Source organism: Microbacterium sp., from assembly GCF_011620715.1.
Classification (GTDB): domain Bacteria; phylum Actinomycetota; class Actinomycetes; order Actinomycetales; family Microbacteriaceae; genus Microbacterium.
Genome location: NZ_WOYP01000074.1, coordinates 21,535 through 44,578, shown reverse-complemented (window position 1 = coordinate 44,578; position 23,044 = coordinate 21,535). Strand labels below are relative to the sequence as shown.

At 69.4% G+C, this 23,044-nt stretch carries 23 protein-coding genes; 18 read left to right on the top strand and 5 right to left on the bottom strand.

The window, feature by feature from the left end; genetic code table 11:
• Window positions 1-119 precede the first annotated feature (119 nt).
• The 5 genes from QZV84_RS07340 to dapF all read left to right on the top strand — a co-directional run bounded on the left by QZV84_RS07340 (window position 120) and on the right by dapF (window position 5,394).
• Window positions 120-1,040: an ABC transporter ATP-binding protein gene (locus QZV84_RS07340; protein WP_292827589.1), complete on the top strand. Its 921-nt coding sequence runs from the start codon at window positions 120-122 to the stop codon at window positions 1,038-1,040.
• Entirely contained in the window at window positions 1,037-1,915 is an 879-nt protein-coding gene (locus tag QZV84_RS07335) for an ABC transporter permease (protein WP_292827586.1), read from the top strand. The genes QZV84_RS07340 and QZV84_RS07335 overlap by 4 nt, the downstream gene beginning before the upstream one ends.
• Before the next feature lie 48 nt (window positions 1,916-1,963).
• Entirely contained in the window at window positions 1,964-3,505 is a 1,542-nt protein-coding gene (gene miaB / locus QZV84_RS07330) for a tRNA (N6-isopentenyl adenosine(37)-C2)-methylthiotransferase MiaB (RefSeq protein WP_292827583.1), read from the top strand.
• Window positions 3,502-4,428, top strand: a complete 927-nt coding sequence (miaA, locus tag QZV84_RS07325) for a tRNA (adenosine(37)-N6)-dimethylallyltransferase MiaA (protein WP_292827581.1) — start codon at window positions 3,502-3,504, stop codon at window positions 4,426-4,428. The genes miaB and miaA overlap by 4 nt, the downstream gene beginning before the upstream one ends.
• A gap of 96 nt (window positions 4,429-4,524) precedes the next feature.
• A complete protein-coding gene (dapF, locus tag QZV84_RS07320) occupies window positions 4,525-5,394 on the top strand; it encodes a diaminopimelate epimerase (RefSeq protein WP_292827578.1) in 870 nt (289 codons plus the stop codon).
• Here the strand turns inward: dapF and QZV84_RS07315 are convergent.
• Window positions 5,367-6,011 (bottom strand): methyltransferase, encoded by a 645-nt coding sequence (locus QZV84_RS07315; RefSeq protein ID WP_292827575.1) that lies wholly within the window; start codon window positions 6,009-6,011, stop codon window positions 5,367-5,369. The genes dapF and QZV84_RS07315 overlap by 28 nt on opposite strands.
• 119 nt (window positions 6,012-6,130) lie before the next feature.
• On the opposite strand from QZV84_RS07315, the gene hflX reads away from it, so the two are divergent.
• On the top strand, window positions 6,131-7,660 hold the full coding sequence (gene hflX, locus QZV84_RS07310) for a GTPase HflX (RefSeq protein ID WP_292827572.1): 1,530 nt from the start codon (window positions 6,131-6,133) through the stop codon (window positions 7,658-7,660).
• Window positions 7,661-7,668: 8 nt separating this feature from the next.
• Here hflX and QZV84_RS07305 read toward each other — a convergent pair whose 3' ends face one another.
• The gene (locus tag QZV84_RS07305; protein WP_292827569.1) at window positions 7,669-9,576 is read right to left on the bottom strand and encodes a prolyl oligopeptidase family serine peptidase; all 1,908 of its coding nucleotides are present in this window, start codon (window positions 9,574-9,576) and stop codon (window positions 7,669-7,671) included.
• Between the two features lie 326 nt (window positions 9,577-9,902).
• Here QZV84_RS07305 and QZV84_RS07300 point away from each other — a divergent pair, with 326 nt between their 5' ends.
• Window positions 9,903-10,835: a methylenetetrahydrofolate reductase gene (locus tag QZV84_RS07300; protein WP_292827566.1), complete on the top strand. Its 933-nt coding sequence runs from the start codon at window positions 9,903-9,905 to the stop codon at window positions 10,833-10,835.
• Entirely contained in the window at window positions 10,832-13,168 is a 2,337-nt protein-coding gene (gene metE / locus QZV84_RS07295; RefSeq protein ID WP_292827563.1) for a 5-methyltetrahydropteroyltriglutamate--homocysteine S-methyltransferase, read from the top strand. Before QZV84_RS07300 ends, metE begins: the two co-directional genes overlap by 4 nt.
• On the opposite strand, the gene QZV84_RS07290 is transcribed toward metE, so the two are convergent.
• Window positions 13,158-14,591, bottom strand: coding sequence for a hypothetical protein (locus QZV84_RS07290; RefSeq protein ID WP_292827560.1), 1,434 nt, complete (start codon window positions 14,589-14,591; stop codon window positions 13,158-13,160). The two genes, metE and QZV84_RS07290, sit on opposite strands and share 11 nt — an antisense overlap.
• Window positions 14,592-14,688: 97 nt before the next feature.
• A complete protein-coding gene (gene lexA / locus QZV84_RS07285) occupies window positions 14,689-15,369 on the bottom strand; it encodes a transcriptional repressor LexA (RefSeq protein WP_292827557.1) in 681 nt (226 codons plus the stop codon).
• A gap of 261 nt (window positions 15,370-15,630) precedes the next feature.
• On the opposite strand from lexA, the gene QZV84_RS07280 reads away from it, so the two are divergent.
• Genes QZV84_RS07280 through QZV84_RS07255 form a run of 6 tightly spaced genes read left to right on the top strand, consistent with a single transcriptional unit; the run spans window position 15,631 to window position 19,972 of the window.
• Window positions 15,631-15,978, top strand: a complete 348-nt coding sequence (locus QZV84_RS07280; protein WP_292827554.1) for a LysM peptidoglycan-binding domain-containing protein — start codon at window positions 15,631-15,633, stop codon at window positions 15,976-15,978.
• 49 nt (window positions 15,979-16,027) lie between these two features.
• Window positions 16,028-17,119 carry a histidinol-phosphate transaminase gene (locus tag QZV84_RS07275; protein WP_292827551.1) on the top strand — a complete coding sequence of 364 codons (1,092 nt, stop codon included), beginning with the start codon at window positions 16,028-16,030 and terminating at the stop codon, window positions 17,117-17,119.
• Complete coding sequence (gene hisB, locus QZV84_RS07270) at window positions 17,116-17,730, top strand: imidazoleglycerol-phosphate dehydratase HisB (protein ID WP_292827548.1); 615 nt, start codon at window positions 17,116-17,118, stop codon at window positions 17,728-17,730. Before QZV84_RS07275 ends, hisB begins: the two co-directional genes overlap by 4 nt.
• Window positions 17,731-17,753: 23 nt before the next feature.
• Window positions 17,754-18,404, top strand: coding sequence for an imidazole glycerol phosphate synthase subunit HisH (hisH, locus tag QZV84_RS07265; protein WP_292827545.1), 651 nt, complete (start codon window positions 17,754-17,756; stop codon window positions 18,402-18,404).
• Between the two features lie 55 nt (window positions 18,405-18,459).
• Complete coding sequence (priA, locus tag QZV84_RS07260) at window positions 18,460-19,206, top strand: bifunctional 1-(5-phosphoribosyl)-5-((5-phosphoribosylamino)methylideneamino)imidazole-4-carboxamide isomerase/phosphoribosylanthranilate isomerase PriA (RefSeq protein WP_292827542.1); 747 nt, start codon at window positions 18,460-18,462, stop codon at window positions 19,204-19,206.
• Complete coding sequence (locus QZV84_RS07255) at window positions 19,190-19,972, top strand: SseB family protein (protein ID WP_292827539.1); 783 nt, start codon at window positions 19,190-19,192, stop codon at window positions 19,970-19,972. Before priA ends, QZV84_RS07255 begins: the two co-directional genes overlap by 17 nt.
• Window positions 19,973-20,077: 105 nt before the next feature.
• On the opposite strand, the gene QZV84_RS07250 is transcribed toward QZV84_RS07255, so the two are convergent.
• Window positions 20,078-20,497 (bottom strand): DUF1844 domain-containing protein, encoded by a 420-nt coding sequence (locus QZV84_RS07250; RefSeq protein ID WP_292827536.1) that lies wholly within the window; start codon window positions 20,495-20,497, stop codon window positions 20,078-20,080.
• A 286-nt stretch (window positions 20,498-20,783) separates the two neighbouring features.
• Between QZV84_RS07250 and infC the strand changes: the two genes are divergently transcribed.
• From infC to QZV84_RS07230, 4 genes are all read left to right on the top strand, one after another.
• Window positions 20,784-21,404, top strand: coding sequence for a translation initiation factor IF-3 (infC, locus tag QZV84_RS07245; RefSeq protein WP_292827672.1), 621 nt, complete (start codon window positions 20,784-20,786; stop codon window positions 21,402-21,404).
• A 69-nt stretch (window positions 21,405-21,473) separates the two neighbouring features.
• The gene (rpmI, locus tag QZV84_RS07240) at window positions 21,474-21,668 is read left to right on the top strand and encodes a 50S ribosomal protein L35 (RefSeq protein WP_091491544.1); all 195 of its coding nucleotides are present in this window, start codon (window positions 21,474-21,476) and stop codon (window positions 21,666-21,668) included.
• A gap of 33 nt (window positions 21,669-21,701) precedes the next feature.
• On the top strand, window positions 21,702-22,085 hold the full coding sequence (gene rplT, locus QZV84_RS07235; RefSeq protein WP_292827523.1) for a 50S ribosomal protein L20: 384 nt from the start codon (window positions 21,702-21,704) through the stop codon (window positions 22,083-22,085).
• Window positions 22,086-22,183: 98 nt separating this feature from the next.
• Complete coding sequence (locus QZV84_RS07230; RefSeq protein ID WP_292827520.1) at window positions 22,184-22,996, top strand: RNA methyltransferase; 813 nt, start codon at window positions 22,184-22,186, stop codon at window positions 22,994-22,996.
• Window positions 22,997-23,044: the final 48 nt, after the last annotated feature.

Sequence of the window (23,044 nt, the reverse complement as noted above, 5' to 3'; positions counted from 1 at the left end):
CGTCGGCATCACGTGCGGAGCATATCAGCGGTCCGCCCCGGTCACCACGCCGGAACTTGCCTGAGGCCGAGCGGGACACCCGGGCTACGGTTGTCGGTGGAGGGTCCGAGGGGAGCGAGATGGCGGTCGATGTCACGGGGCTGACGAAGCGATATCGCGAGCATGTCGCAGTCGACGACATTTCGTTCTCGGTTGCCGACGGTGGTGTCTTCGCGTTCGTCGGAACGAACGGGGCGGGAAAATCCACGACGATCGGGTGCCTGACCACCGTGCTTCCGTTCGACGAGGGCGAAGTCCGGGTCAGGGGGTTCGACGTGCGCCGCGAGGGTGAGCGCGTCCGTGAGCAGATCGGGGTCGTCTTCCAGGATTCGCTGCTGGACCCGCTGCTGACCGTGAGGGAGAACCTTCGGCTCAGGGGACGCCTTTCCCGCGTTGCGCGGCCCGCACTGGCGACGAAGATCGCCGAGGTGTCGAGGCTGATCGGCCTCGACGAGTTCCTCGACAGGCGCTATGGCACGCTCTCGGGCGGGCAGCGCCGGCGCGTCGACATCGCACGGGCACTCCTGCACGAACCCGCGGTGCTGTTCCTCGACGAGCCGACGGCCGGGCTCGATCCGGCGAGCCGCGCGATGGTGTGGAGCACGCTGCACGAGCTCAGCACCGGTGGCGAGCTGACGGTCTTCCTGACCACGCACTACCTCGAGGAGACCGAAGAAGCCGCCCGCGTATGCATCATCGACGAGGGGCGGATCATCGCGGATGACACCCCCTCCCGGCTGCGAGCGCTGCACAGCCGCAGCCTCCTGACGGTGACGACCGACGATCCTGAGAAGTTCGTGGCGCTCGCGCGGGAAGTCGGCGCCGATCCCGCTCGCGACGGCGACGTCGTCGTCGTCGCAGTCGAGGGAGCGGAGGTCGCCCGCCGTCTGCTGACGGCGCTCGGCGACGACATGCGGGACTTCGAGTTCCGCCACGGACGCATGGACGATGTGTTCCTCGCCCTGACCGGGCGCCCGGCGGAGGAGGTGCAGAGATCGTGAGCGTGGTGCTGGCGATCGTGCGCCGCAATCTGCAGATCTTCTTCCGTGACCGACTCAACGTCTTCTTCTCGCTGCTGGGCGCCGTCATCCTCTTCGGGCTCTACACTCTCTTCCTGGGCAATCTGCAGATCGCCGATCTGGCGGACTCGCTGCCCGGCGCCACCACCGGGGAGGTGCAGGCGTTCGTCGACAGCTGGATGTTCGCGGGAATCGTCCTCATCACAACCGTGACGACGGGGCTCGGAGGACTCGCCGTCCTCGTAGACGACGATCAGTCCGGTCGATTCCGCGACTTCCTCGTCGCGCCGCTGCGCCGCGGTCAGCTCGTCCTGGGGTATCTGCTGTCCGCTGCCGCCGTGGCCGTCATCCTGTCGGTCGTCGTGCTCATCCTCAGCGTCGTGTATCTCGGAGTCCTCCGCGGGACGTGGCTCAGCCCGGCGGCGATCGTGCGGAGCCTCATGATCGTGGTCCTCTCGTGCGTCGCCTTCACGGCGTTCTCCGCACTCATCGTTTCGTTCGTGCGCACCAACGGGGCGTTCTCCGGCCTCGCCACGATCGTCGGCACGGTCCTGGGCTTCATCGCCGCCGCGTACATTCCGATCGGCGCGTTCCCCGAGACGGTCGCGTCCGTCGTCGCGGCGCTTCCGTTCGCGCAGGCCGGGATGCTGTTGCGTCGCGAATTCTCGGAGGGAACGCTCGCCACGATCACCGCCGATGCGCCGGGAGCAGAGGTGCCGCTGCGCGCGTTCTACGGGCTCGATCTGACCATCGGCGACTGGGCGGTGCCGGCGTGGTTCGTCATCGGCGTCCTGGTGGCGATCACACTGGTGTGCACGATCCTGTCCGCCGTGCGCATCCGTCGCCGCATCCGGTGAGGCCGCGCGACCGTGCTGCGCGCCCCGGCTCGTAGAATGGAGGGCATCATGACCAATCCGTCCTCATCGCCGACGACGATCGCGCCGTCGCCCGCGGCGTTCGCCGCCGACGGTCGCGCCCGCACCTACGAAGTGCGCACGTTCGGCTGCCAGATGAACGTCCACGATTCCGAGCGACTCTCCGGCTCGCTCGAGAGCGCCGGCTATGTCGCGGCCGGCCTCGGCGAGGAGGCGGACGTCGTCATCATCAACACGTGCGCGGTCCGCGACAACGCGGCCGGCAAGCTGTATGGCACCCTCGGCCATCTCGCCTCCGTGAAGCGCCGCAAGGACGGCATGCAGATCGCGGTAGGCGGCTGCATGGCGCAGATGGACAAGCAGGCCGTGCTCGAGAAGGCCCCGTGGGTGGATGTCGTCTTCGGCACTCACAACATGGGATCGCTGCCAGGCCTGCTTGAGCGCGCGCGCCACAATGGCGAGGCTGAGCTCGAGATCCTCGAGTCGCTCGAGATCTTCCCATCCACCCTGCCGACCAAGCGCGACAGCGTGTACAGCGGCTGGGTATCGATCTCGGTCGGCTGCAACAACACCTGCACGTTCTGCATCGTCCCGAGCCTGCGCGGCAAGGAGAAAGACCGGCGTCCCGGCGACATCCTGAACGAGATCCGGCTGCTGGTCGACGACGGCGCGATCGAGGTCACGCTCCTCGGGCAGAACGTCAACTCGTACGGCGTGGAATTCGGCGACCGCCACGCGTTCGGCAAGCTGCTGCGGGCCGCCGGCGAGGTCGAGGGGCTCGAGCGCATCCGCTTCACGAGCCCGCACCCGGCCGCCTTCACCGACGACGTGATCGACGCGATGGCACAGACGCCTGCGGTCATGCCCCAGCTGCACATGCCGCTGCAGTCCGGCAGCGATCGAGTGCTGAAGGCCATGCGCCGCTCGTATCGCAGCGAGAAGTTCCTCGGCATCCTCGATCGGGTGCGCGACCGCATCCCGAACGCGGCGATCACGACCGACATCATCGTAGGGTTTCCCGGCGAGACCGACGAGGACTTCGAAGACACGATGCGCGTCGTCGAGCGTGCCCGCTTCTCCAGCGCCTTCACCTTCCAGTACTCGGTGCGCGAGGGCACACCCGCTGCGACGATGGCCGATCAGGTGCCGAAGGCAGTCGTCCAGGAGCGCTACGACCGGCTGATCGCCCTGCAGGAGCGCATCTCGCTCGAGGAGAACCATGCTCAGCTCGGCCGTCGGGTCGAGGTGCTCGTCTCGATGGGCGAGGGCAAGAAGGATGCCGAGACCCACCGGCTGACCGGACGCGCCGAAGACAACCGCCTCGTGCACTTCGAGGTGGCTCCGGGCAGCGAGATCCCCCGACCGGGTGACATCGTCTCGGTCACGATCACCCACGCGGCCCCGTTCCATCTGCTCGCCGACTCCGACGGTGCACCCCTGCGCATCCGCCGCACGCGTGCCGGTGACGCGTGGGATCGCACGCAGGCGGAGTCCTGCGCGCTTCCCGCGCCCGGCGACGGTGCACCGCGAGCCGTTTCGCTCGGACTGCCCGCCCTGCGCGCAGGAGTGTGAGCGCGGAGGTCGATTCCGCCCGGCTGTACGCCGTGGTCGGCGCGACGGGAACCGGCAAGTCTGACCTGTCCCTTCGCCTCGCCGACGGGCTCGCCCTGCACGGGCGTCCCGCCGAGATCGTCAACGCCGATGCGATGCAGCTGTACCGCGGCATGGACATCGGAACCGCCAAGCTGCCGGTCGCCGAGCGGCGCGGCATCCCCCATCATCTGCTCGACGTGCTCGAGGTCACCGATGATGCGGCAGTGGCCTGGTACCAGATGGCCGCCCGAGCCGCGATCGAGGGGATCCTGGCGCGTGGGTCGCATGCGATCCTGGTCGGAGGCTCGGGGCTGTATGTCTCGAGCGTGCTGTTCGACTTCCGCTTCCCCCCGCGCGATGAGGCCCGTCGCGCCGAGCTCGAAGCCGACCTCGAACGGCTCGGCCCGGGGGTGCTCTACGAGCGCCTGCGCGTCGCCGACCCGGCGACGGCCGAGCGAGTCGACCCGCGCAACGGCCGCCGCGTCGTGCGCGCGCTCGAGGTGCTCGCGCAGGGAAAGGCGACCCACGGCGCGGCGCTTCCGGAGGAGCCGGTCCTTTGGCGGTCGTCGATGATCATCGGCCTGACCAGTCCGAGGGACGAACTGGTCGCACGACTGGACGCGCGCGTGGAGAGCATGTGGGCAGACGGGCTTCTGCCCGAAGTGGAGGAGCTCCGCGCCAGGGGGCTGGAGCGCGGCGTGACCGCGCGTCGCGCGATCGGCTACGCGCAGGCCCTCGCACAGCTGACCGGCACGGCGACTCAGGCGGATGCGATCGCCCAGACCCAGGCGCTCACCCGCCGGTATGCGCGCCGGCAGGTGTCCTGGTTCAAAAGGTATCCCGATGTGGCATGGACACATTCCGGGGAGGATGTCGTACTCCGGCGGATACTGGGCGCGTGACCACGATCGGCGCGTTCACCCTCCGACACACCGAATCCGTCATCGCCGTCTGGCGAGCGCCGGCCTGACCCGGTCGCGCTCGCCTAAGCTGGGACGATGCCGCAGACCGTCGCCTTCACGAAAGGTCACGGCACCGGCAACGACTTCGTCGTGATCGCCGACGCCGACGGCCTGCTCGACCTCACCGACGACCAGGTCGCCGTTCTGTGCGACCGGCGCTTCGGAATCGGCGCGGACGGCATCCTCCGCGTCGTGCGATCCAGTGCCATCGACGAGGGACCGGATGCATCCGCCGGTGCCGAGTGGTTCATGGACTACCGCAACGCGGACGGCTCGAAGGCCGAGATGTGCGGCAACGGCATCCGGGTCTTCGCCCGCTACCTGGCCGACACCGGTTTAGCCGTCGTCGAGGACGCCCCGGTGCTGATCGGCACCCGCGCCGGCGTGAAGTCCGTGACCCGCAGCGACCTCGGATTCGAGGCGGACCTGGGAACCTGGCGCGTCGAGCCCGACGACATCCTGGTGCGCGCGCGCGGCCTGGGCGTGCCCCGGCCGGGCCTGGGCATAGATGTCGGCAACCCGCACATCGTGGTCGCGCTCTCCAACGCCGACGAGCTGGATGCGCTGGATCTGACCGGTCGTCCGCAGCTCCAGCCCGAGCCGGCGCGCGGCGCGAACATCGAGTTCGTCGTGCCGAGCGACCCGCTCGTGCGCGAGGGCATCGGCTCCATCCGGATGCGCGTGTTCGAACGCGGTGTGGGCGAGACCCTCAGCTGCGGAACCGGGGTGGCCGCGGCCGCCCTCGCCGTGCGGCACTGGGCCGGTCAGGCCGCACCCGATCGGTGGAGCGTCGAGGTGCCGGGCGGCATGCTCGGGGTGCGGATGCTGCGCGTGCGCGGTGACCTGCACGTCCTGCTGTCCGGACCGGCGACCCTCGTCTACTCCGGCGAGGTCGCGCTGGCCTGAACCGGCCGACCGTGCCGGCGCACCTTGAGCACGCGGAAGCCGCGTCCGGTCGCGGTGCGGTGCACGCTGTAGCCCGGGGTGAAGGATGCTGCGAGCCAGCGCTGCAGCGAATCGGACCCGAGATTGCGCTGCACGACCAGCCAGGCGTCGGAGCGTTCGTCCAGCCGCGGGATCCACCTCTCGAGCAGGCCGTGCAGCTCGTGCTTGCCCACCCGGATGGGCGGGTTCGAGCGGATCGTGCGGAAGCTCACGTCATCGGGAACATCATCGGGCCGCACGGCGTTGACATTGGTGAGGTTGAGACTGTCGGCGTTGCGTCGAACGAGATCGAGCGCCCGCTCGTTGACGTCGACGGCCCACACCGTAGAGTGGGGCGCTTCGATCGCCAGCGTGAGTGCGATCGGCCCCCATCCGCTGCCCAGATCGAGCAGGTGCCCACCCGGCGGCGCAGGAGGCATGTGGGCCAGAAGCACAGCGGTTCCCGAATCGATGCGGTCCGGGCTGAAGACGCCGCCCGCGGTCGTCACTTCGACCTCGGAGCCGGCGAGCGTCACACGAATGGTCCGAAGATTCTCAGCGCTGGCCGGTGACGCGCTGAAGTAGTGGTCCCCCGACATGCTTGCGAGCGTAGCGGAGGAGCGGCTCGGTGCGGGAGCGCTGCTTCAGTCTGTACGGCTTGTTCGGGCCCGGTCCCACCAAGGAAAGCTAGAGTTTACGGGCATCACGGAAGGAAACCATGACGGATACGACAACCCCGGCGAGCGCGGAGCGCACGCAGACCGACGCAACGACCGATCCAGTCGCCCGCGTGCTCGAGCGTGCGAGCGCGCATTCGAGCGTTCGCGTCTTCGGGGCCGCCCAGGCGCTGCAGGATGAGTCCACCAACTCCCGTTCGGAAACCGATGGGGAGCAGTGGGACCGCGAGGAGCGCGCCGCGCTGCGGCGAGTGCCGGGTCTGTCCACCGAACTCGAAGACGTCACCGAGGTCGAGTACCGCCAGCTTCGCCTGGAGAACGTGATCCTGGTCGGCGTGCACCCGCAGGGCGAGCAGGCGGATGCGGAGAACTCGCTGCGCGAACTCGCGGCCCTCGCCGAGACCGCCGGCGCCGTCGTCCTCGACGGTGTGATGCAGCGCCGGCCCCACCCGGATCCGGCCACCTACCTCGGCCGAGGCAAGGCCCAGGAGCTGCACGATCTCGTCGCCGCACTCGGCGCCGACACGGTGATCGCCGACACCGAGCTCGCACCGAGCCAGCGGCGCGCGCTCGAAGACGTCGTCAAGGTGAAGGTGATCGACCGCACCACCGTGATCCTGGACATCTTCAGCCAGCACGCCAAGAGCCGCGAGGGTAAGGCGCAGGTGGAGCTCGCGCAGCTCGAATACCTCCTGCCGCGCCTGCGCGGCTGGGGTGACTCGATGAGCCGTCAGGCCGGTGGGCAGGTCGGTGCCGGCGGTGCGGGAATGGGCTCGCGCGGTCCCGGTGAGACCAAGATCGAACTGGACCGGCGCCGCATCCGCACGAAGATGGCTCTCCTGCGCCGCCAGATCCGGGACTTCGCGCCGGCTCGCGACGCCAAGCGCGCCGAGCGCAAGCGCAACACGATCCCCTCGGTCGCGATCGCCGGGTACACGAACGCCGGCAAATCGAGTCTGCTGAACCGGCTCACCAGCGCCGGTGTGCTCGTCGAGAACGCCCTGTTCGCGACCCTGGACTCGACGGTGCGCCGCGCCGAGGCATCCGACGGCCGCGTGTACACGTTGACCGACACGGTCGGTTTCGTCCGCAACCTTCCGCATCAGCTGGTGGAGGCGTTCCGCTCGACGCTCGAGGAGGTCGGCGATGCCGATGTCATCGTGCACGTCGTGGACGCCGCGCACCCGGATCCCGCCGCGCAGCTGCAGACCGTGCGCGATGTGATCGGCGATGTCGGCGCGCGCGACATCACCGAGATCGTCGTGTTCAACAAGGCCGATCTCGTCGATGACGACACGCGCATGGTATTGCGGGGCCTCGAGGCGCGTGCGCTGTTCGCGTCTTCGCGCAGCGGCGAAGGGATCGACGAGCTGCGCGCGGCGATCGAAGCGGCCCTGCCGCTGCCCGCCGTCGAGATCCGCGCGCTCGTGCCGTACGACCGCGGCGACCTCGTCTCGGCCGCCCATGAGTCCGGCCACATCGTCTCGCAATCCCACGAAGCCGGCGGCACCGTGCTGCACGCGCACGTGTCTGACCGCCTCGCGGCGGAGCTCGCACCCTTCGCGGTCTGACGCTCGCGTCAGCTCAGGGTGAGGGGCGCCACCCCGGGAGTGTCGAAGCCGAACACTGCGCCGAGGAACGCCAGCTCGCTCTCGATCGCGTTCACGACGTTTTCCGCACGTCGGAACCCGTGCCCTTCGCCTTCGTATACGACATACGCATGCGGGATGCCGCGTTCGGCGAGCGCATCGCGGATCGCCTCCGACTGCGCCGGAGGCACCACGGGGTCCTCCGCGCCCTGCAGGAGCAGCAGCGGAACCCGGAACCGCTGCGGATGCGACAGCGGTGACCGATCGAGGTAGAGCGGCTCGGCCTCGGGCAGCGGCCCGATGAGCCCATCGAGGTAACGCGCCTCGAAGTCGTGCGTGTCTGCGGCCAGGGCGCGGGCATCGCTGACGCCGTAGCGCGAGATGCCGGCGGCGAAGGCATCCGTGTTCACCAGCGCTGCGAGCACCGTCCAACCGCCCGCGGACCCGCCGGCGATAGCCAGACGCGCGGGGTCGGCAGCCCCCGCGCCTGCGAACGCCGTCGCCGCAGCCGCGACGTCTTCGACGTCGATCACACCCCACTGCCCGCGAAGGCGCTCGCGGTAGGCCCTGCCGTACCCGCTCGATCCGCTGTAGTTGACCTCGAGGACGCCGATCCCGCGACTGGTGAAGTAGGCGATCCGTCCGGATGCCGCGCCCCCGCGGTGTGCGGTCGGTCCGCCGTGGACGTAGACGAGGTACGGCGGACGTTCGTCGTCGGGGCCTTCGAAGTCCGGATTGGTGGGCGGGAAATCGAACGCGTGCACCGGGCCGCTCGGGCCGTCGAACGTCACCGCGCGGGGGTTCGGCATCCAGCCGGGTCCCCACGGCGGCGGCCCGCCGTGGACGAGCACGCTGTCCGCCGGTCGATCGACGTCGACCAGCCACAGGCCTGCGGGGGAGTCGGCGGAAGCGCCGGAGAGGAGCACGCGTGATCCGCGCACGTCTTCTACGCAGATCTCGGCAGACACGGGCACGGGCAACGGCTCGACCGCGCCGTTCTCGTGGATCAGCACGAACTCGTCGTCGCCGTTCGTGCGCACCGCGACGATGCGGCCGTCGTGCAGGCGCGCGAACCAGCGCGTGCCGAGCACCCACAGCGGGCCACCCGTGTCGGCATCGGCCGGCGCGACCGGGTGGCGCTCGAGGCCGGCGGACAGGTGCTCGCACCAGAGGTTCCACCGACCTGTGGAGTCGTCCGCGTAGAGCAGGTGGTCATCGTCGGCCCATGTCGGCTGCAGGGGAGAGCTGTCTTCACCGGCGATCGTCGTCCACTCGGCGACGATCCCGTCCTCGAGCCGGCCGACGCGCACTTCGGCGCGGTCCCACGGCATGTCGGGGTGATTCCACGCGATCCACGCGAGGTGGTGACCGGTCGGGGAAAGCGCCGGATGCGCGAGGAAGTCGCTGTCGTCGACGAGCGAAGTCACGCCCGAACCGTCCAGCGCGATCCGCACGATGTCGCGGTGCGGAACAGCCGCACCGCTGTGCGTCTCGCGGATCGCGAGCAGTTGCCCGCTCTGCCAGGTGAGTCCTCCGAAGCGCATGCCGTGGTCGGCCGGGGTGAGCACGCGGGGCTCCTCGCCGGGTTCGAGCGCCCAGACGCACTGGTCGGACTTCTCGACGAAAAGCAGGATGCCGTCATCCGTGGCGGTCCAGGCGCCGCCGCCGTACTCGTGGACGCGTGAGCGGGCATTCCACGGAGGGGGGAGCACGTCGAGGACATCGCCGTCCGCCGTGCGCCGCCGGACGGCGGTGCGACCCGCCTGTTCGGCCACGCTCTCGCCCCACCACACGTCTGCGCCGACGAAGCGGGCACCTTCGATCCGGGGCGTTGCGGCCGTCACGGCCCGCGCGGTCAGAGGCGACTGCCACGAGCCGAAAGCACGCGTCTCCGTCATGCATCAACCGTATTGCGCACGCGCCGATCGTGGAGGCCGGATGCCGGTCCTCTGCAGTCGAGTCCGGCGTGCGCAGCCGTGCGCGGATCTCGACACAGTGCGAAACAGACTCGAGCCAGTACCCGAGATCGGCTAACTTGAACTTATGTCGCCTGGAGCAATCCAGGCAGGAGCGACAGCCGAGCCCGGCATCCGCCCGCGAAGACATCGCGCACATCGTGCGCTGTCCGCGGCCGTCCGGCCTCCGTCCTCGAACCGAAGAGCCCGTCATGCGCACCGACTCGAGTGCATCGCCCTCCCGACTCCACCCACGGCCGACCGTTGGTGTGCCGCTCTCGTTCGAGGTGTACCCGCCGCGCTCGGCGGCGCGCGAGGCCGCTCTTCACGAGACGATCCGACATCTCGCCGCCGCGGGCCCGCAGTTCATCTCGGTCACTTTCGGTGCCGGCGGTTCGGTCGGCGGTCGCTCTCTGGACGTGCTCCGCTTCATCCGTGACGAGACCGCTGTCGAGCCGTTGGCGCACATCACGTGCGTCGGCAACACCTATGCGGCTGCGACCGGGCTCATCCGCGAGTTCCTGGATGCCGGCATCCTGAACTTCCTCGCGCTGCGCGGCGATCCACCTGAGGGCGCCGACGAGGGCGATTCCTTCCTCGGCGATCTGCAGAGCGCCGCCGAGCTGGTGCAGCTCATCGATCGGGTGCAGGCTGCGCAGGCCCCCTACACCGAGGCAGGGGTTCCCGGGCTTCCCGGCGCCGCACAGGTCCAGCGACGTCTGCGGGCCGAGATCGCGGTGGCCGCCTTCCCCAATGGACACCCGCGCTCGCGGCATCCGAACGAGCACATCGATGCGCTCCTGGCCAAGGAGGCCGCCGGAGCGACCCTCGCGATCACGCAGCTGTTCTTCCATGCCGACGACTACCTGAGCTTCGTGGCCCGTTCGCGCGAAGCGGGGGTGATGATGCCGATTCTGCCGGGGATCATGCCGATCACCTCGCCGGGCCGTCTGCGTCGGGTGCTCGAACTCACCGGCGAGGAGCTGCCCCGCGCGCTCGCGTTCGCACTCGAGACCGAATCGACGGCGGAAGGCCAGGCGGAGGTCGGGATCGCGCATGCGGCTGACCTCGCGCAGGCGGTGCTGGCCGGTGGCGCCCCCGGTATACACCTGTACGCCTTCAACGAGCATGACACGGTGCTCGCGGTGCTCCGCGAGGCCGGCATCCCCACCCACTCGCTCCAGAGGAATGCCCCCCGATGACCGATATCAGCTGCAATTTCCCCGCCGGAACGATCCTGGGCTACCCCCGCATCGGAGCGCGGCGCGAGCTCAAGCGAGCAGTCGAAGCCCACTGGTCCGGCGCGATCGACGAAGCCGAGCTCGAGGCGACGGCAGCGGACCTGCGCCGCGCCACGCGTGAGCGTCTGGCCGAGCTCGGCCTCGGGCGCTCCGACTCGTCGATCCCCGAGACTTTCTCCTACTACGACCAGGTGCTCGATGCCGCCGCCGCGGTGGGCGCGCTTCCCGAGCGGTTCGCCGAGCTGCGCGACGCCGACGGGTCGATCGGGCTCGCGGCGTACTTCACCGCCGCACGCGGTGCGGGATTCGATGCCCCTCTCGAGATGACGAAGTGGTTCGACACGAACTACCACTACCTCGTGCCCGAGATCGGCCCCGAGACCGCGTTCGCCCCGTCGAGCGATCGGTTCGCGCGTCACGTCGCCGAGGCGCGAGCCGATGGGTTCACCGTTCGTCCGGTGATCGTTGGTCCGGTGACGCTGCTCGCCCTGGCCAAGGCGACGGATGCCGCACCCCGGGGCTACCGTCCACTGGACCGGCTCGCGGACCTGCTGCCGGTTTACGCGACGCTGCTGGGTGAGCTCCGTGCGGCCGGTGCGGACTGGGTGCAGCTGGACGAGCCCGCGCTGGTGAGCGAGAGCCTTCCGGCGACCCCGGCGGAGCTCGCGGATGCCGCCGCGCATGCCTACGCCGTCCTGGGTTCGGTGCCCGACCGCCCGGCGATCCTCGTCGCCGCCCCCTACGCGCAGCTCGCGCCCGAGGCCTGGACCGCACTGGCGGCCGCACCGGTCGAGGCGCTCTCGATCGATCTCACCCGCGGCGCCGTGCCGTCCGCGGTCCCGGGCCTCGAGACGAAGACCCTCGTCGGCGGCGTCGTCGACGGTCGCAACATCTGGCGCGGCGACCTCGCGGGTGCCTGGTCGACGCTCGCGCAGCTTCGTGGTCTCGGTGCCGCCTCGGTGGCGGCCGGCACCTCCACCTCGCTCCAGCACGTGCCGCACGACGTCGCAGACGAGCCCGCGCTCGACCGGCGGCTGGTGTCGTGGCTGGCATTCGCCGACCAGAAGGTCGGCCAGGTCACCGCGCTTGCGCGGGGTCTGGTGGAGGGCCGGTCCGCGATCGAGGAAGACATCGCGGCGGCGGCCGCGGCGCTGGAGGACCGGCGCTCTGCGCCCGGCGTCCGCGACGGTGCCGTGCGTGCGCGCACAGCTGCCCTGGTCGCCGCCGATTTCGACCGGGGTGATTACCAGACGCGGCGGGCGGTGCAGGACGACGCATTGGCGCTGCCGATCCTGCCCACCACCACGATCGGATCGTTCCCGCAGACGCCCGACATCCGCCGCGCGCGCGCACAGCACGCCCGTGGCCAGCTGAGCGCCGACGAGTACGAGGAGTTCCTCCGCTTGGAGATCAGGGCGGTCATCGGCCTGCAGGAGGAGCTCGACATCGACGTGCTCGTGCACGGTGAGCCCGAGCGCAACGACATGGTGCAGTACTTCGCCGAGAACCTCGACGGGTTCGCCGTGACGGCCAACGGCTGGGTGCAGTCGTACGGTTCGCGTGCGACGCGGCCGTCGATCCTCTGGGGAGACGTCTCGCGTCCGGCGCCCATCACGGTCGGCTGGTCGGCCTTCGCGCAGTCGCTGACCGACAGACCCGTCAAGGGGATGCTCACCGGTCCGGTGACGATACTGGCCTGGTCGTTCGTCCGCGACGATCAGCCGCTCTCCGAGACGGCGAACCAAGTGGCGCTCTCGCTGCGCGACGAGATCACCGACCTCGAGGCGGCCGGCATCCGGATCATCCAGGTGGACGAACCGGCCCTCCGCGAGCTGCTGCCGTTGAAATGCGCCGCACAGCCCGCCTACCTGAACTGGTCGGTGAGGTCATTCCGTCTCGCCACGGCGGGCGCGGCCGACATGACGCAGCTGCACACGCACCTGTGCTATTCAGAGTTCGACGTCGTGATCGACGCCATCGCCGGCCTGGACGCCGATGTCACCTCCATCGAGGCGGCCCGCAGCCGCGGCGAGGTGATCGGCGACATCGCCCGCTCGGACTTCGCGCACGGCATCGGACCGGGAGTCTATGACATTCACTCGCCGCGCGTGCCGTCCGTCGCCGAGATCGTCGACCTGCTCGAGCGCACCGCCGACGAACTGCCCCTGCATCAGGTGTGGGTCAACCCCGACTGCGGTCTGAAGACCCGGGGCTATCCCGAGACGGTGGCCGCGCTGCGGAACCTGGTCGAGGCGACCCGGCGTGTGCGCGACCGCCCGACGGTCATCGCTTAGGCGTCTGTTCCGGTGTGGATGCCGCGGCCGACGCGGCGGCGGCATCCATGGGTCCGGCATCCATGGGTCCGGCGTCTGCTCCGGCGTCCGCGGCATCCGGCACCGGTGCGTCATCGCGACGCTGCAGCAGCTCGAGGATCCACCCGACGAGGAGGGCGACAACGATGACCAGGATGATCTCGCCCACCGACAGCGGGCGCATCGCGAAAAGCCAGAGTACGGCCAGAGCGGCGATGAGGATCCGCACGAGCACTCGGTAGCGCCCGAGCCACGAGCCGAAAGCGCCGGTGTCGAGCCCGTGCTCCGAGAGTTGCTTCCGGGCCGAGCCATTGAGGCTCGCGGTCGCCGAGCGCACACTGCGCGCAGGCCGTGAGCCGCCCATGAGCCATCCGACCACGGCCACCAGCACGCCCAGCAGCATGATCACCAGGGCGGTCTGCGTCATGGCTCCGACGAGCTGCTGGTATATCGCCTCGAGTGCCGTGGGGGACAGATCGAGATCGCCGGCGACGATGCCCATGGCAATGCTGCCGATCGACAGGCCTGCCGTGAGCGTCGCCGCCCCGATCGCGAGGCCGAGACCTGTGCCGAGGATCGCGGTGCTGCGCCGGCGCGCGAGCAGGATGCCGAGCCCGAACAGGGCGAGCGTGATGACCGGCAACCACCATCCCATCGTGGCGACGATCGCGTACCCGGTGCGGATCGCGGCGAGGGTGTCGCCCTCGCCGATGATCACCACCCTGTCGACGGTCGGGATGAGCTCTGCGGCGCCGAGGCCACGATCGACGAGGTTCTGCTTGACGCGTTCGACGACGGCGCCGAGTTGGATGCCGACGCCGTCGGGCGTCTCGACGACGAGGCCGCCGCCGTCCGACGTGGCCGCGGTCGTCAGCGCGCGATGGGCTGCGCGGGTGGCGGTCGCCCAGACATCGGCGAAGGCATCGGATTCGACGACGCGCGTGACGGTCTGGGTCACGAGGCTTTCGAGGCCGTCTGCGGCAGGTGCCTGCAGCAGGTCGAGCGCCTGGACGGCGCGCGGCGGCAGCCCGAGTCCGGCGATGCCGTCGAAGACGTTCGCGGTGATCTGGTTGAAGTCCACCTCTGCGGTGATGGCCGACATGGTCTCGTCGACGATCAGCGCCTGTACGGCCGGGTCGTCGACGAGGGGAGCGAGGGTGTTGACGAACGCGTCCTCGTCGACCAGTTGCACGCGCGCCCACGCGCTGACGATCGAGACCGGCACGAGGATCGCCGCGATGACGATGCAGATCGCGGACACCACGGCCCGCCAGCGGCCGCTCGCCCGACGCGCGGGCACGGCTGTCTCGTCTTCCAAGACCAGCGTCTGCGCGCGCAGCTTCTCGTTCTCGGTGCGAAGCGCGTCGATCTGCGCCTGCAGATCGTCGGCAGCTGTATCGGACATGTGGCCTCCTCGGTGCGGATGACCTCATCATGGCGCAACTGCCCCGTCGGCGTCCCACCCGGATCGGGTGATTCTGCGGCGTGCCGGTGAGGCTCGCTCAGACGGCGCGCAGAACCGCCACGATCTTGCCGAGCACGACTGCGTCGTCGCCGAGGATCGGCTCGAACGCCGAGTTGCGCGGGAGCAGCCACGTGTGGCCGTCGCGCTGGCGGAACGTCTTGACCGTCGCCTCTTCGTTGAGCATGGCCGCGACGATGTCGCCGTTCTCCGCCGTCTGCTGCTGGCGCACGACGACCCAGTCGCCGTCGCAGATCGCGGCGTCGATCATGGACTCGCCCGAGACCTTGAGCATGAACAGATCGCCCTTGCCGACGAGCTGCCGGGGGAGCGGGAAGATCTCCTCCACCTGCTGCTCCGCGGTGATCGGCACGCCGGCAGCGATCCTTCCGACCAGCGGCACCATGGCCGCATCGCCGACGCTCGGCGCGTTGTCTGCCGGGTTCTCGGTCGACATGCCGGGCAGGTCGATGAGGACCTCCATGGCGCGGGTCTTGCCGGCATCCCGGCGCAGGTAGCCGCTGAGCTCGAGCTGGTTCAGCTGGTGCGTCACGCTCGACAGCGACTTCAGCCCGACGGCGTCGCCGATCTCTCGCATGCTCGGCGGATAGCCATACCGCGCGATGGAGCGCTGGATCACCTCGAGGATGGCGAGCTGCTTGTCGCTCAGGCTCTTGCGTCGGCGCGTCTGCGGCTTCTCGCGTCCATTCGCCTCGCTCATGGTTCCTGCTCCTGTCTCGCCCGATCGGGGCATCGGTCTTCGAATGTCGGAGGCCCGTGGTGGGGTGTTCCCATCGAAACCGTATCCGGTTCCGGCCCGTCTGAGCCGCATCACGTCCGCGTGTCGCGTTCGAAGGACGAGGCCACGGGGCGCCGGTTGACATCTGACAATATCGAAGCTAGCTTCGGAAGAGAAGTTCGCATGCGCGGCTCCCGGCCGAGCCGCGGATGCGAATCTCTTCTCTTTCAGCAGGAGGAAGACATGACAGTGATCAGCATTCCCGGTGCGACGAGAATGCGTCTCACCGTGCGCGGTCGACGCATCGTCGCCGCGCTCGCCGCGCTGCCTGCGGCGGTCGCCCTGAGCCTGGCCGTGTTCGGCGGCGGCAGCGCCCTCGCCTCCCGCGACACCGGCGCGCCGAGTGGGTCGTTCGCGACGCTCACGGTGACACCCGGAGACTCGCTCTGGTCCATCGCCGAGCAGGTCGCGCCGGGGGCGGACCCGCGCGACGTCGTGGATGCGATCGTGCGCCTGAACGCACTTGATGGAGTCACGCTCTCGGCTGGTCAGCAGCTCTCCATTCCCGCCGAGTACACGCCCAGCCCCTGAGCCGCAGCGCTGCAATCGGGGCCGCCCGCGGCGGGCCTGGCCCTCTACGATGGGAGGGGTGACCCGTCTCGACGATCTGCCCCTCCGCGACCACCTCCGCGGCATGACGCCATACGGCGCGCCGCAGGTGGCGCTGCCGGTGGCGCTGAACGTCAACGAGAACACGCATCCCGTTCCTGAGGAAGTCGCCGGTGACATCCTGGATGCTGTCGCCATGGCGCTGCGGGATGTGAACCGGTACCCCGATCGCGAATTCGCTGCGTTGCGCGAGGGCTTCGCCGAGTACCTCGGCTACGGGCTCACGCGCGAGCAGATCTGGGCGGCGAACGGCTCGAACGAGGTGCTGCAGCACATCCTCCAAGCCTTCGGCGGCCCGGACCGCACCGCTTTCGGATTCGCCCCGACGTACTCGATGTATCCGCTCCTGACCCGCGCGACCGGAGCTTCCTGGGTCGCCGGAACGCGTGCGGCGGACTTCTCGGTCGATGCCGGCAGCGCGGCGGCGCAGGTCGCCGAGGCGCAGCCCGACGTCGTCTTCCTGTGCGCGCCGAACAATCCCACCGGTACGCCGATGACGCTCGAGGTGATCGAAGCCGTCTACGACGCCACCGAGGGGATCGTCGTGGTCGACGAGGCGTATCAGGAGTTCGCGCCGCGGGATTCCGGGTCCGCGCTCGCCCTGCTGCCCGGTCGCGAGCGACTGGTGGTGTCGCGGACGATGAGCAAGGCCTTCGCCTTCGCCGGTGCCCGTGTCGGCTACCTCGCCGCGGATGCCGCCGTCGTCGATGCCCTGCGCCTGGTGCGGCTGCCCTACCACTTGAGTTCGCTGACGCAGGCTGCCGCCAACGCCGCCCTGCGCCACGCGCCGACGATGCTCGGAATGGTCGATGAGATCGTCGCCCAGCGCGACCGCATCTCGGCCACCCTCGCGGCGATCGGGTACAAGCCCTACGAGTCCTGGACCAACTTCGTGCTGTTCGGCGGCTTGCACGACGCGGCCGCCACCTGGCAGGGGCTGTACGACAAGGGCGTCCTGATCCGCGATGTCGGCATCCCTCAGCACCTGCGTGTGACGGCCGGCACCGAGCCGGAGACGACCGCGTTCCTGGAGGCCCTGGCCTCGTTAGACTCAGCGTCATGACCCGCCCCGGAGCAACCCGCACCGCAGCGCTGCGCCGTTCAACGAGCGAGTCGACCGTCGAACTCGAGATCGACCTCGACGGACCCGGTCGCAGTCACATCGACACCACCGTGCCGTTCTTCGATCACCTGCTGACCGCGTTCGCGAAGCACTCGCTCACCGACCTGACCGTGCGCGCCTCGGGCGACACCGACATCGACGCGCACCACACGGTGGAGGATGTGGCGATCGTGCTGGGCCAGGCGATCCGTGCGGCCCTCGGCGACAAGACCGGCATCTCGCGATACGGCGACGCCCTCGTGCCGCTCGACGAGGCCCTCGCCCAGGCCGTGGTCGATATCAGTGGCCGGCCCTACCTGGTCCACAGTGGCGAGCCGGCCGGTTTCGAGCTGCACCTCATCGGCGGCCACTTCACCGGATCGCTGGTGCGGCACAGCTTCGAAGCGATCGCTTTCCACGCCGGGCTGACCGTGCACGTGGCCGTGCTCGCCGGGCGCGACCCCCATCACATCGCCGAGGCCGAGTACAAGGCGTTCGCCCGCGCGTTCCGGCAGGCGAAGGCACTGGACCCGCTGGTGGAGGGCGTGCCGAGCACGAAGGGTGCCCTGTGAGTGCAGGGCGCGAGACGGGCGCTGTGAGCGAGAAGCCGCTGGTCGCGGTCTTGGACTACGGCTCGGGCAACGTCCACTCCGCGGTGAAGGCCCTCGCCGCTGCGGGAGCCGATGCCCGGCTGACGGCCGACCGCGGTCTCATCGACGATGCGCACGGTCTCGTGGTGCCCGGCGTCGGTGCCTTCCAAGCCGTGATGCAGGCGCTGCGGGCGAGCCGGGGCGATGAGATCATCGACCGGCGGCTCGCAGGCGGCCGGCCGGTGCTGGGCATCTGCGTCGGCATGCAGGTGCTGTTCGAGCGTGGCGTCGAGCGCGGCGTCGACACCGAGGGCATGGGCGAGTGGCCCGGCGCCGTCACCGAACTCGACGCGCCGGTGCTGCCGCACATGGGCTGGAACACCGTCGAGGCGGGCGCGGGCTCGCGTCTGTTCCGCGGGATCGAGCACGAGCGGTTCTACTTCGTGCACTCTTTCGCCGCGCAGCAGTGGCTGCTGGACGTGCAGCCGCCGTTCCCCGAGCCGGCGGTGACCTGGTGCACCTATGGGCAGCCGTTCCTGGCCGCCGTCGAGAACGGGCCGCTGTCGGCGACCCAGTTCCACCCCGAGAAATCGGGCGATGCCGGCATCCGGCTTCTCGCCAATTGGATCGACGGGCTCGGCAGGGCTACCCTCTGAACTCGTGTCATCTGCGAAAGCGCAAGGCTCTCGCGTCGTCCCCGCACGAGGAGCCATGAACGATTTCGCCTCTATACCCGCGCTGACCCTGCTGCCGGCTGTCGATGTCGCCGACGGCAAGGCGGTCCGCCTCACCCAGGGCGAGGCCGGCACCGAGACCGACTACGGCGACCCGCTCGGCGCGGCCCTGGAGTGGGCCAGGCAGGGCGCCGTCTGGATCCACCTCGTCGACCTCGATGCCGCTTTCGGGCGCGGCAGCAACGCTGCGATCATCCGCAGGGTGATCAAGCAGGTGCGCGGCGTGCAGGTCGAGGTCTCGGGCGGCATTCGCGACGACCGCAGTCTGGAGGCGGCGCTGGAGAGCGGCGCCTCGCGCATCAACCTGGGGACGGCGGCGCTGGAGAACCCGGAGTGGGCGGCGGATGTCATCGGCCGCTACGGCGATGCGATCGCGGTCGGGCTCGATGTGCGGGGGACCACACTCGCGGCGCGCGGCTGGACGCGGGAGGGCGGCGACCTCTGGACCGTCCTGGAGCGGCTCGAAGAGGCGGGCTGCAGCCGGTACGTGGTGACGGACGTCACCAAGGACGGAACGCTCAAAGGTCCCAACATCGAACTGCTCCGCGAGATCACGGCGCGCACCACCAGGCCGGTGATCGCATCGGGTGGCGTCTCGAGCCTGGATGATATCGCCGCCCTGCGCGACCTCGTGCCGATCGGCGTAGAGGGCGCGATCGTGGGAAAGGCCCTCTACGCGGGTGCGTTCACACTCGCCGAGGCGCTGGATGTCGCAGGGCACTGAATCGCACGACCATCTTCGCGCTGGGGATTCCGCGGGTGTGCCCTGGGAGGGGCGCCGCTTCGAACCCAATCCCCACGCGAGCGACGACGGGTCGGCCGATCCCGGCCTGCTCGCGGCGCTCGCGGCATTTCGCGACGGTGGCGGCGACCCCGTTGCCGTGGTGGACGCGTACCGCGCCGCGCGCGTGCTGATCCCGCTCATCGCTCAGAAGGGCGACGAGGGCGTCGGCCCGCACGGGCTGGTCGTGGACAAGACGCAGGAGCTGTCGATCGTCACGGTGGCAGCCCCCGACGGCCGCAGCGTGCTGCCGGTCTTCAGCTCCGTCGCGGCGATGAGCCGTTGGGATGCCGCCGCTCGGCCGGTGCCGGCTGACGGCGTGCGCACCGCGGTTGCCGCATCGGCCGACGACACGGATCTGATCGTGATCGACCCGGGTTCCGAGACCGAGTTCGTGCTCCGGCGCCCGGCAGTGTGGGCGATCGCACAGGGTATCGCCTGGGAGCCGAGCTTCGCCTCGCCGGAGGTGTTCGCCGGGCTGCAGGAGAGCGTGCAGGGAGAGCTGGCCGTGATCGATCTCGCCGTGGAGGCCGGGGACCCGACCGGCCGGCTGAGGGGCCCCGAGCTCGTCGTGCGTCTGGATCTCATCCACGGACTCGAGCAGTCCGAGCTCGACGCCGTGCTGGGTCGCCTCGCAAAGCGTTGGGCGGCGGATCATCGAATCGCCGTTCTCGTCGACTCGCTGACCGTCAAGCTCGCCCGCGCCTGAAGCGCGTGGGCACTCTCGCGGGCGAGGCTGCGACCTGCGAATGATCGCAGGGGGGTGACGCGATCAACAGCGGCTGCCGGCATCCGGAACTGCCGGCATCCGGAACTAGTTGACCGGACCGGTCCACTTCTCGCCAGGTCCCTTGCCGAGGGCGTCGGGAATCACGGATGCTTCGCGGAAGGCGAGCTGCAGCGAGCGCAGACCGTCGCGCAGCGACCGAGCGTGCATGTCGCTGATCTCCGGCGCGCCGGCAGTGATGAGACCTGCCAGGGCATTGATGAGCTTGCGGGCCTCATCGAGGTCGGTCTGGGCCGACGGGTCGTCCGCGAGGCCGACTTTGACTGCGGCGGCGCTCATCAGGTGCACGGAGGCGGTCGTGATCACCTCGACCGCGGGGACGTCTGCGATGTCGCGCGTCGCGGCCGAAGCGGCACGCTCCTGCGCTTCCCAGCGAGCCTGGCGTTCGGCATCCTGCGCCTTGCGGCCGGCCTCAAGATCGTCGTCGGCGTCCCGAATCGTATCCACGTGTCACTTTCTGCTAAACTTGAACAGGCTCCGGAGCGTCTCGCTCCGGAACGAAAGAGGATCCAGATCCCACCCGCGCTTGCCGTTCCAGGCTACCGGGTCATGCACTCCGCTTCGTCCGATCAGGACGAGGTCGTCCTACGGCAGCAGGTCCAGACAGCCTGGCAGTGGGTATCGGGTGCGGAAGCCGACGCTCCTGCGTCGTGCGGGTGGAATCGAGTCCCTCTTTCGCCCGCGATGCATCCTGCTTCGCGGTGGCCGACATCCGCTACAAGAGGAGTTCCGCATCAGCGATCCCCGCACCAATGACCGCATCCGCGTGCCCGAGGTCCGCCTCGTGGGCCCGAACGGAGAGCAGGTCGGCGTCGTACGCATCGAGGTTGCCTTGCGTCTGGCGCAGGATGCCGATCTCGACCTTGTCGAGGTGGCTCCCAACTCGAAGCCGCCGGTCGTCAAGATCATGGACTACGGGAAGTTCAAATACGAAGCAGCGCAGAAGGCCAAGGAGGCCCGGCGCAATCAAGCGAACACGATCCTCAAAGAGGTCCGCTTCCGTCTCAAGATCGAGGCACACGACTATACGACCAAACTCAAGCGCGCCGAGGGCTTCCTCAAGGCGGGCGACAAGGTCAAGGCCATGATCCTTTTCCGCGGCCGCGAGCAGTCGCGCCCCGAGCAGGGTGTGCGACTCCTGCGCAAGTTCGCGGAGGATGTGGCCGAATTCGGAACCGTCGAGTCCAACCCCACGATCGACGGGCGCAACATGGTCATGGTGGTCGCCCCGCACAAGAACAAGTCCGAAGTGAAGACCGAGCAGAATGCGCAGCGCGCTGCGAACAAGGAAGCCGCTCGCTCGGCGGCCCACGGCGGTCCCGCCACAGAACCGGCCCCGGCGCCCGCCGAGTAGGTCCCACGCACTCCCGCCACGCGGGAAACACCACGAAGCCCGCCAGGGCGACACACGAAGGAACAAGAGATGCCGAAGCAGAAGACCCATTCGGGCGCCAAGAAGCGGTTCAAGATCACCGGCAGCGGAAAGCTGATGAAGCAGCAGGCCGGTATGCGCCACAACTTGGAGGGCAAGGCCAGCAAGCGCACGCGACGCCTGAATCAGGACCAGGTCCTGTCCAAGGCTGACACCAAGCAGGCCAAGAAGCTTCTCGGCCGCTGAGCGCGCGCCTGATCACGTTAGGGAATATGAGAAATGGCTAGAGTCAAGCGGGCAGTAAACGCCCACAAGAAGCGTCGCGTCACCCTCGAGCGCGCCTCCGGTTACCGGGGTCAGCGTTCACGCCTGTACCGCAAGGCGAAGGAGCAGGTCACCCACTCGCTCGTCTACGCGTACCGCGACCGTCGCAAGCGCAAGGGCGACTTCCGCCGGCTGTGGATCCAGCGCATCAACGCCGCGAGCCGCCAGAACGGCCTCACGTACAACCGCCTCATCCAGGGCCTCGGCCTTGCGGGCGTCCAGGTCGACCGCCGCATGCTCGCCGAACTGGCGGTGAACGAGCCGGCGGCCTTCGCTTCGCTCGTCGCCACCGCCAAGGCCGCGCTGCCTGAGAACGTCAACGCGCCCAGGAGCGCGTAACCCACCTGCATCCGTGTTCAGGGCGTCCTCCTTCCGGGGGGCGCCCTTTCGCGTGCGGCTTGCGGGTGCGCCGGTGGGGCGGGCCGTATGCTGAGCACGTGCTCGAGAACCCGCGCTCGCCCCGCGTTCGCGCCGTCGCCAAACTGACCAAACGCAGCGCGCGGGAGGAGACCGGGCTGTTCCTGCTCGAGGGTCCCCAGGCCGCGCGGGAGGTGCTCGCGCATCGCCCTGACACCGTCGTGGAGATGTTCGCTACACCCACCGCGCTCGAACGGCACCCCGAGCTGAAGGATGCCGCGCGCGAGGTAGGCATCGAGGTCGTCTTCACGACGGAGGCCGTGCTCGATGTGATGGCCGACACCGTCACGCCGCAGGGGATCGTCGCCGTCGCACGCCAGACACCGACCTCGGTGCGCGACATCTTCGCGGCATCCCCTCGTCTCGTCGCGATCTGCGAGGAAGTGCGCGATCCCGGCAATCTCGGCACGATCATCAGGGCAGCCGATGCTGCGGGTGCGGATGCCGTCATCCTCACCGGCCGCACCGTCGACCCCTACAACCCGAAGGTCGTCCGTGCCACCACGGGATCGCTGTTCCACCTGCCCATCGCGGTCGGCGTCGACCTGGCGGCTGCGGTCGAACGCGCCCACGCCGCGGGGGTGCGCGTGGTCGCCGCAGACGTCGGCGGCGGCGACTTCCTGGCCGCGCGGGCACTGCTGGCCGAGCCCACAGCGTGGCTGTTCGGCAACGAGGCGCGCGGGCTCGACGATGCGGCGCTGGCTCTGGCCGACCTGTCGCTCCGACTGCCCATCTACGGCAGTGCGGAGTCGCTCAATCTGGCGACCGCGGCCAGCGTGTGCTTATACGAAACGGCGTTCGCACAGCGTTCCAATCCGGTTACGGTCCGGTAAAGCTCGCCGCCATGCCCTCGTAACCCTGCAGAGCCCGCGCATAGGGTG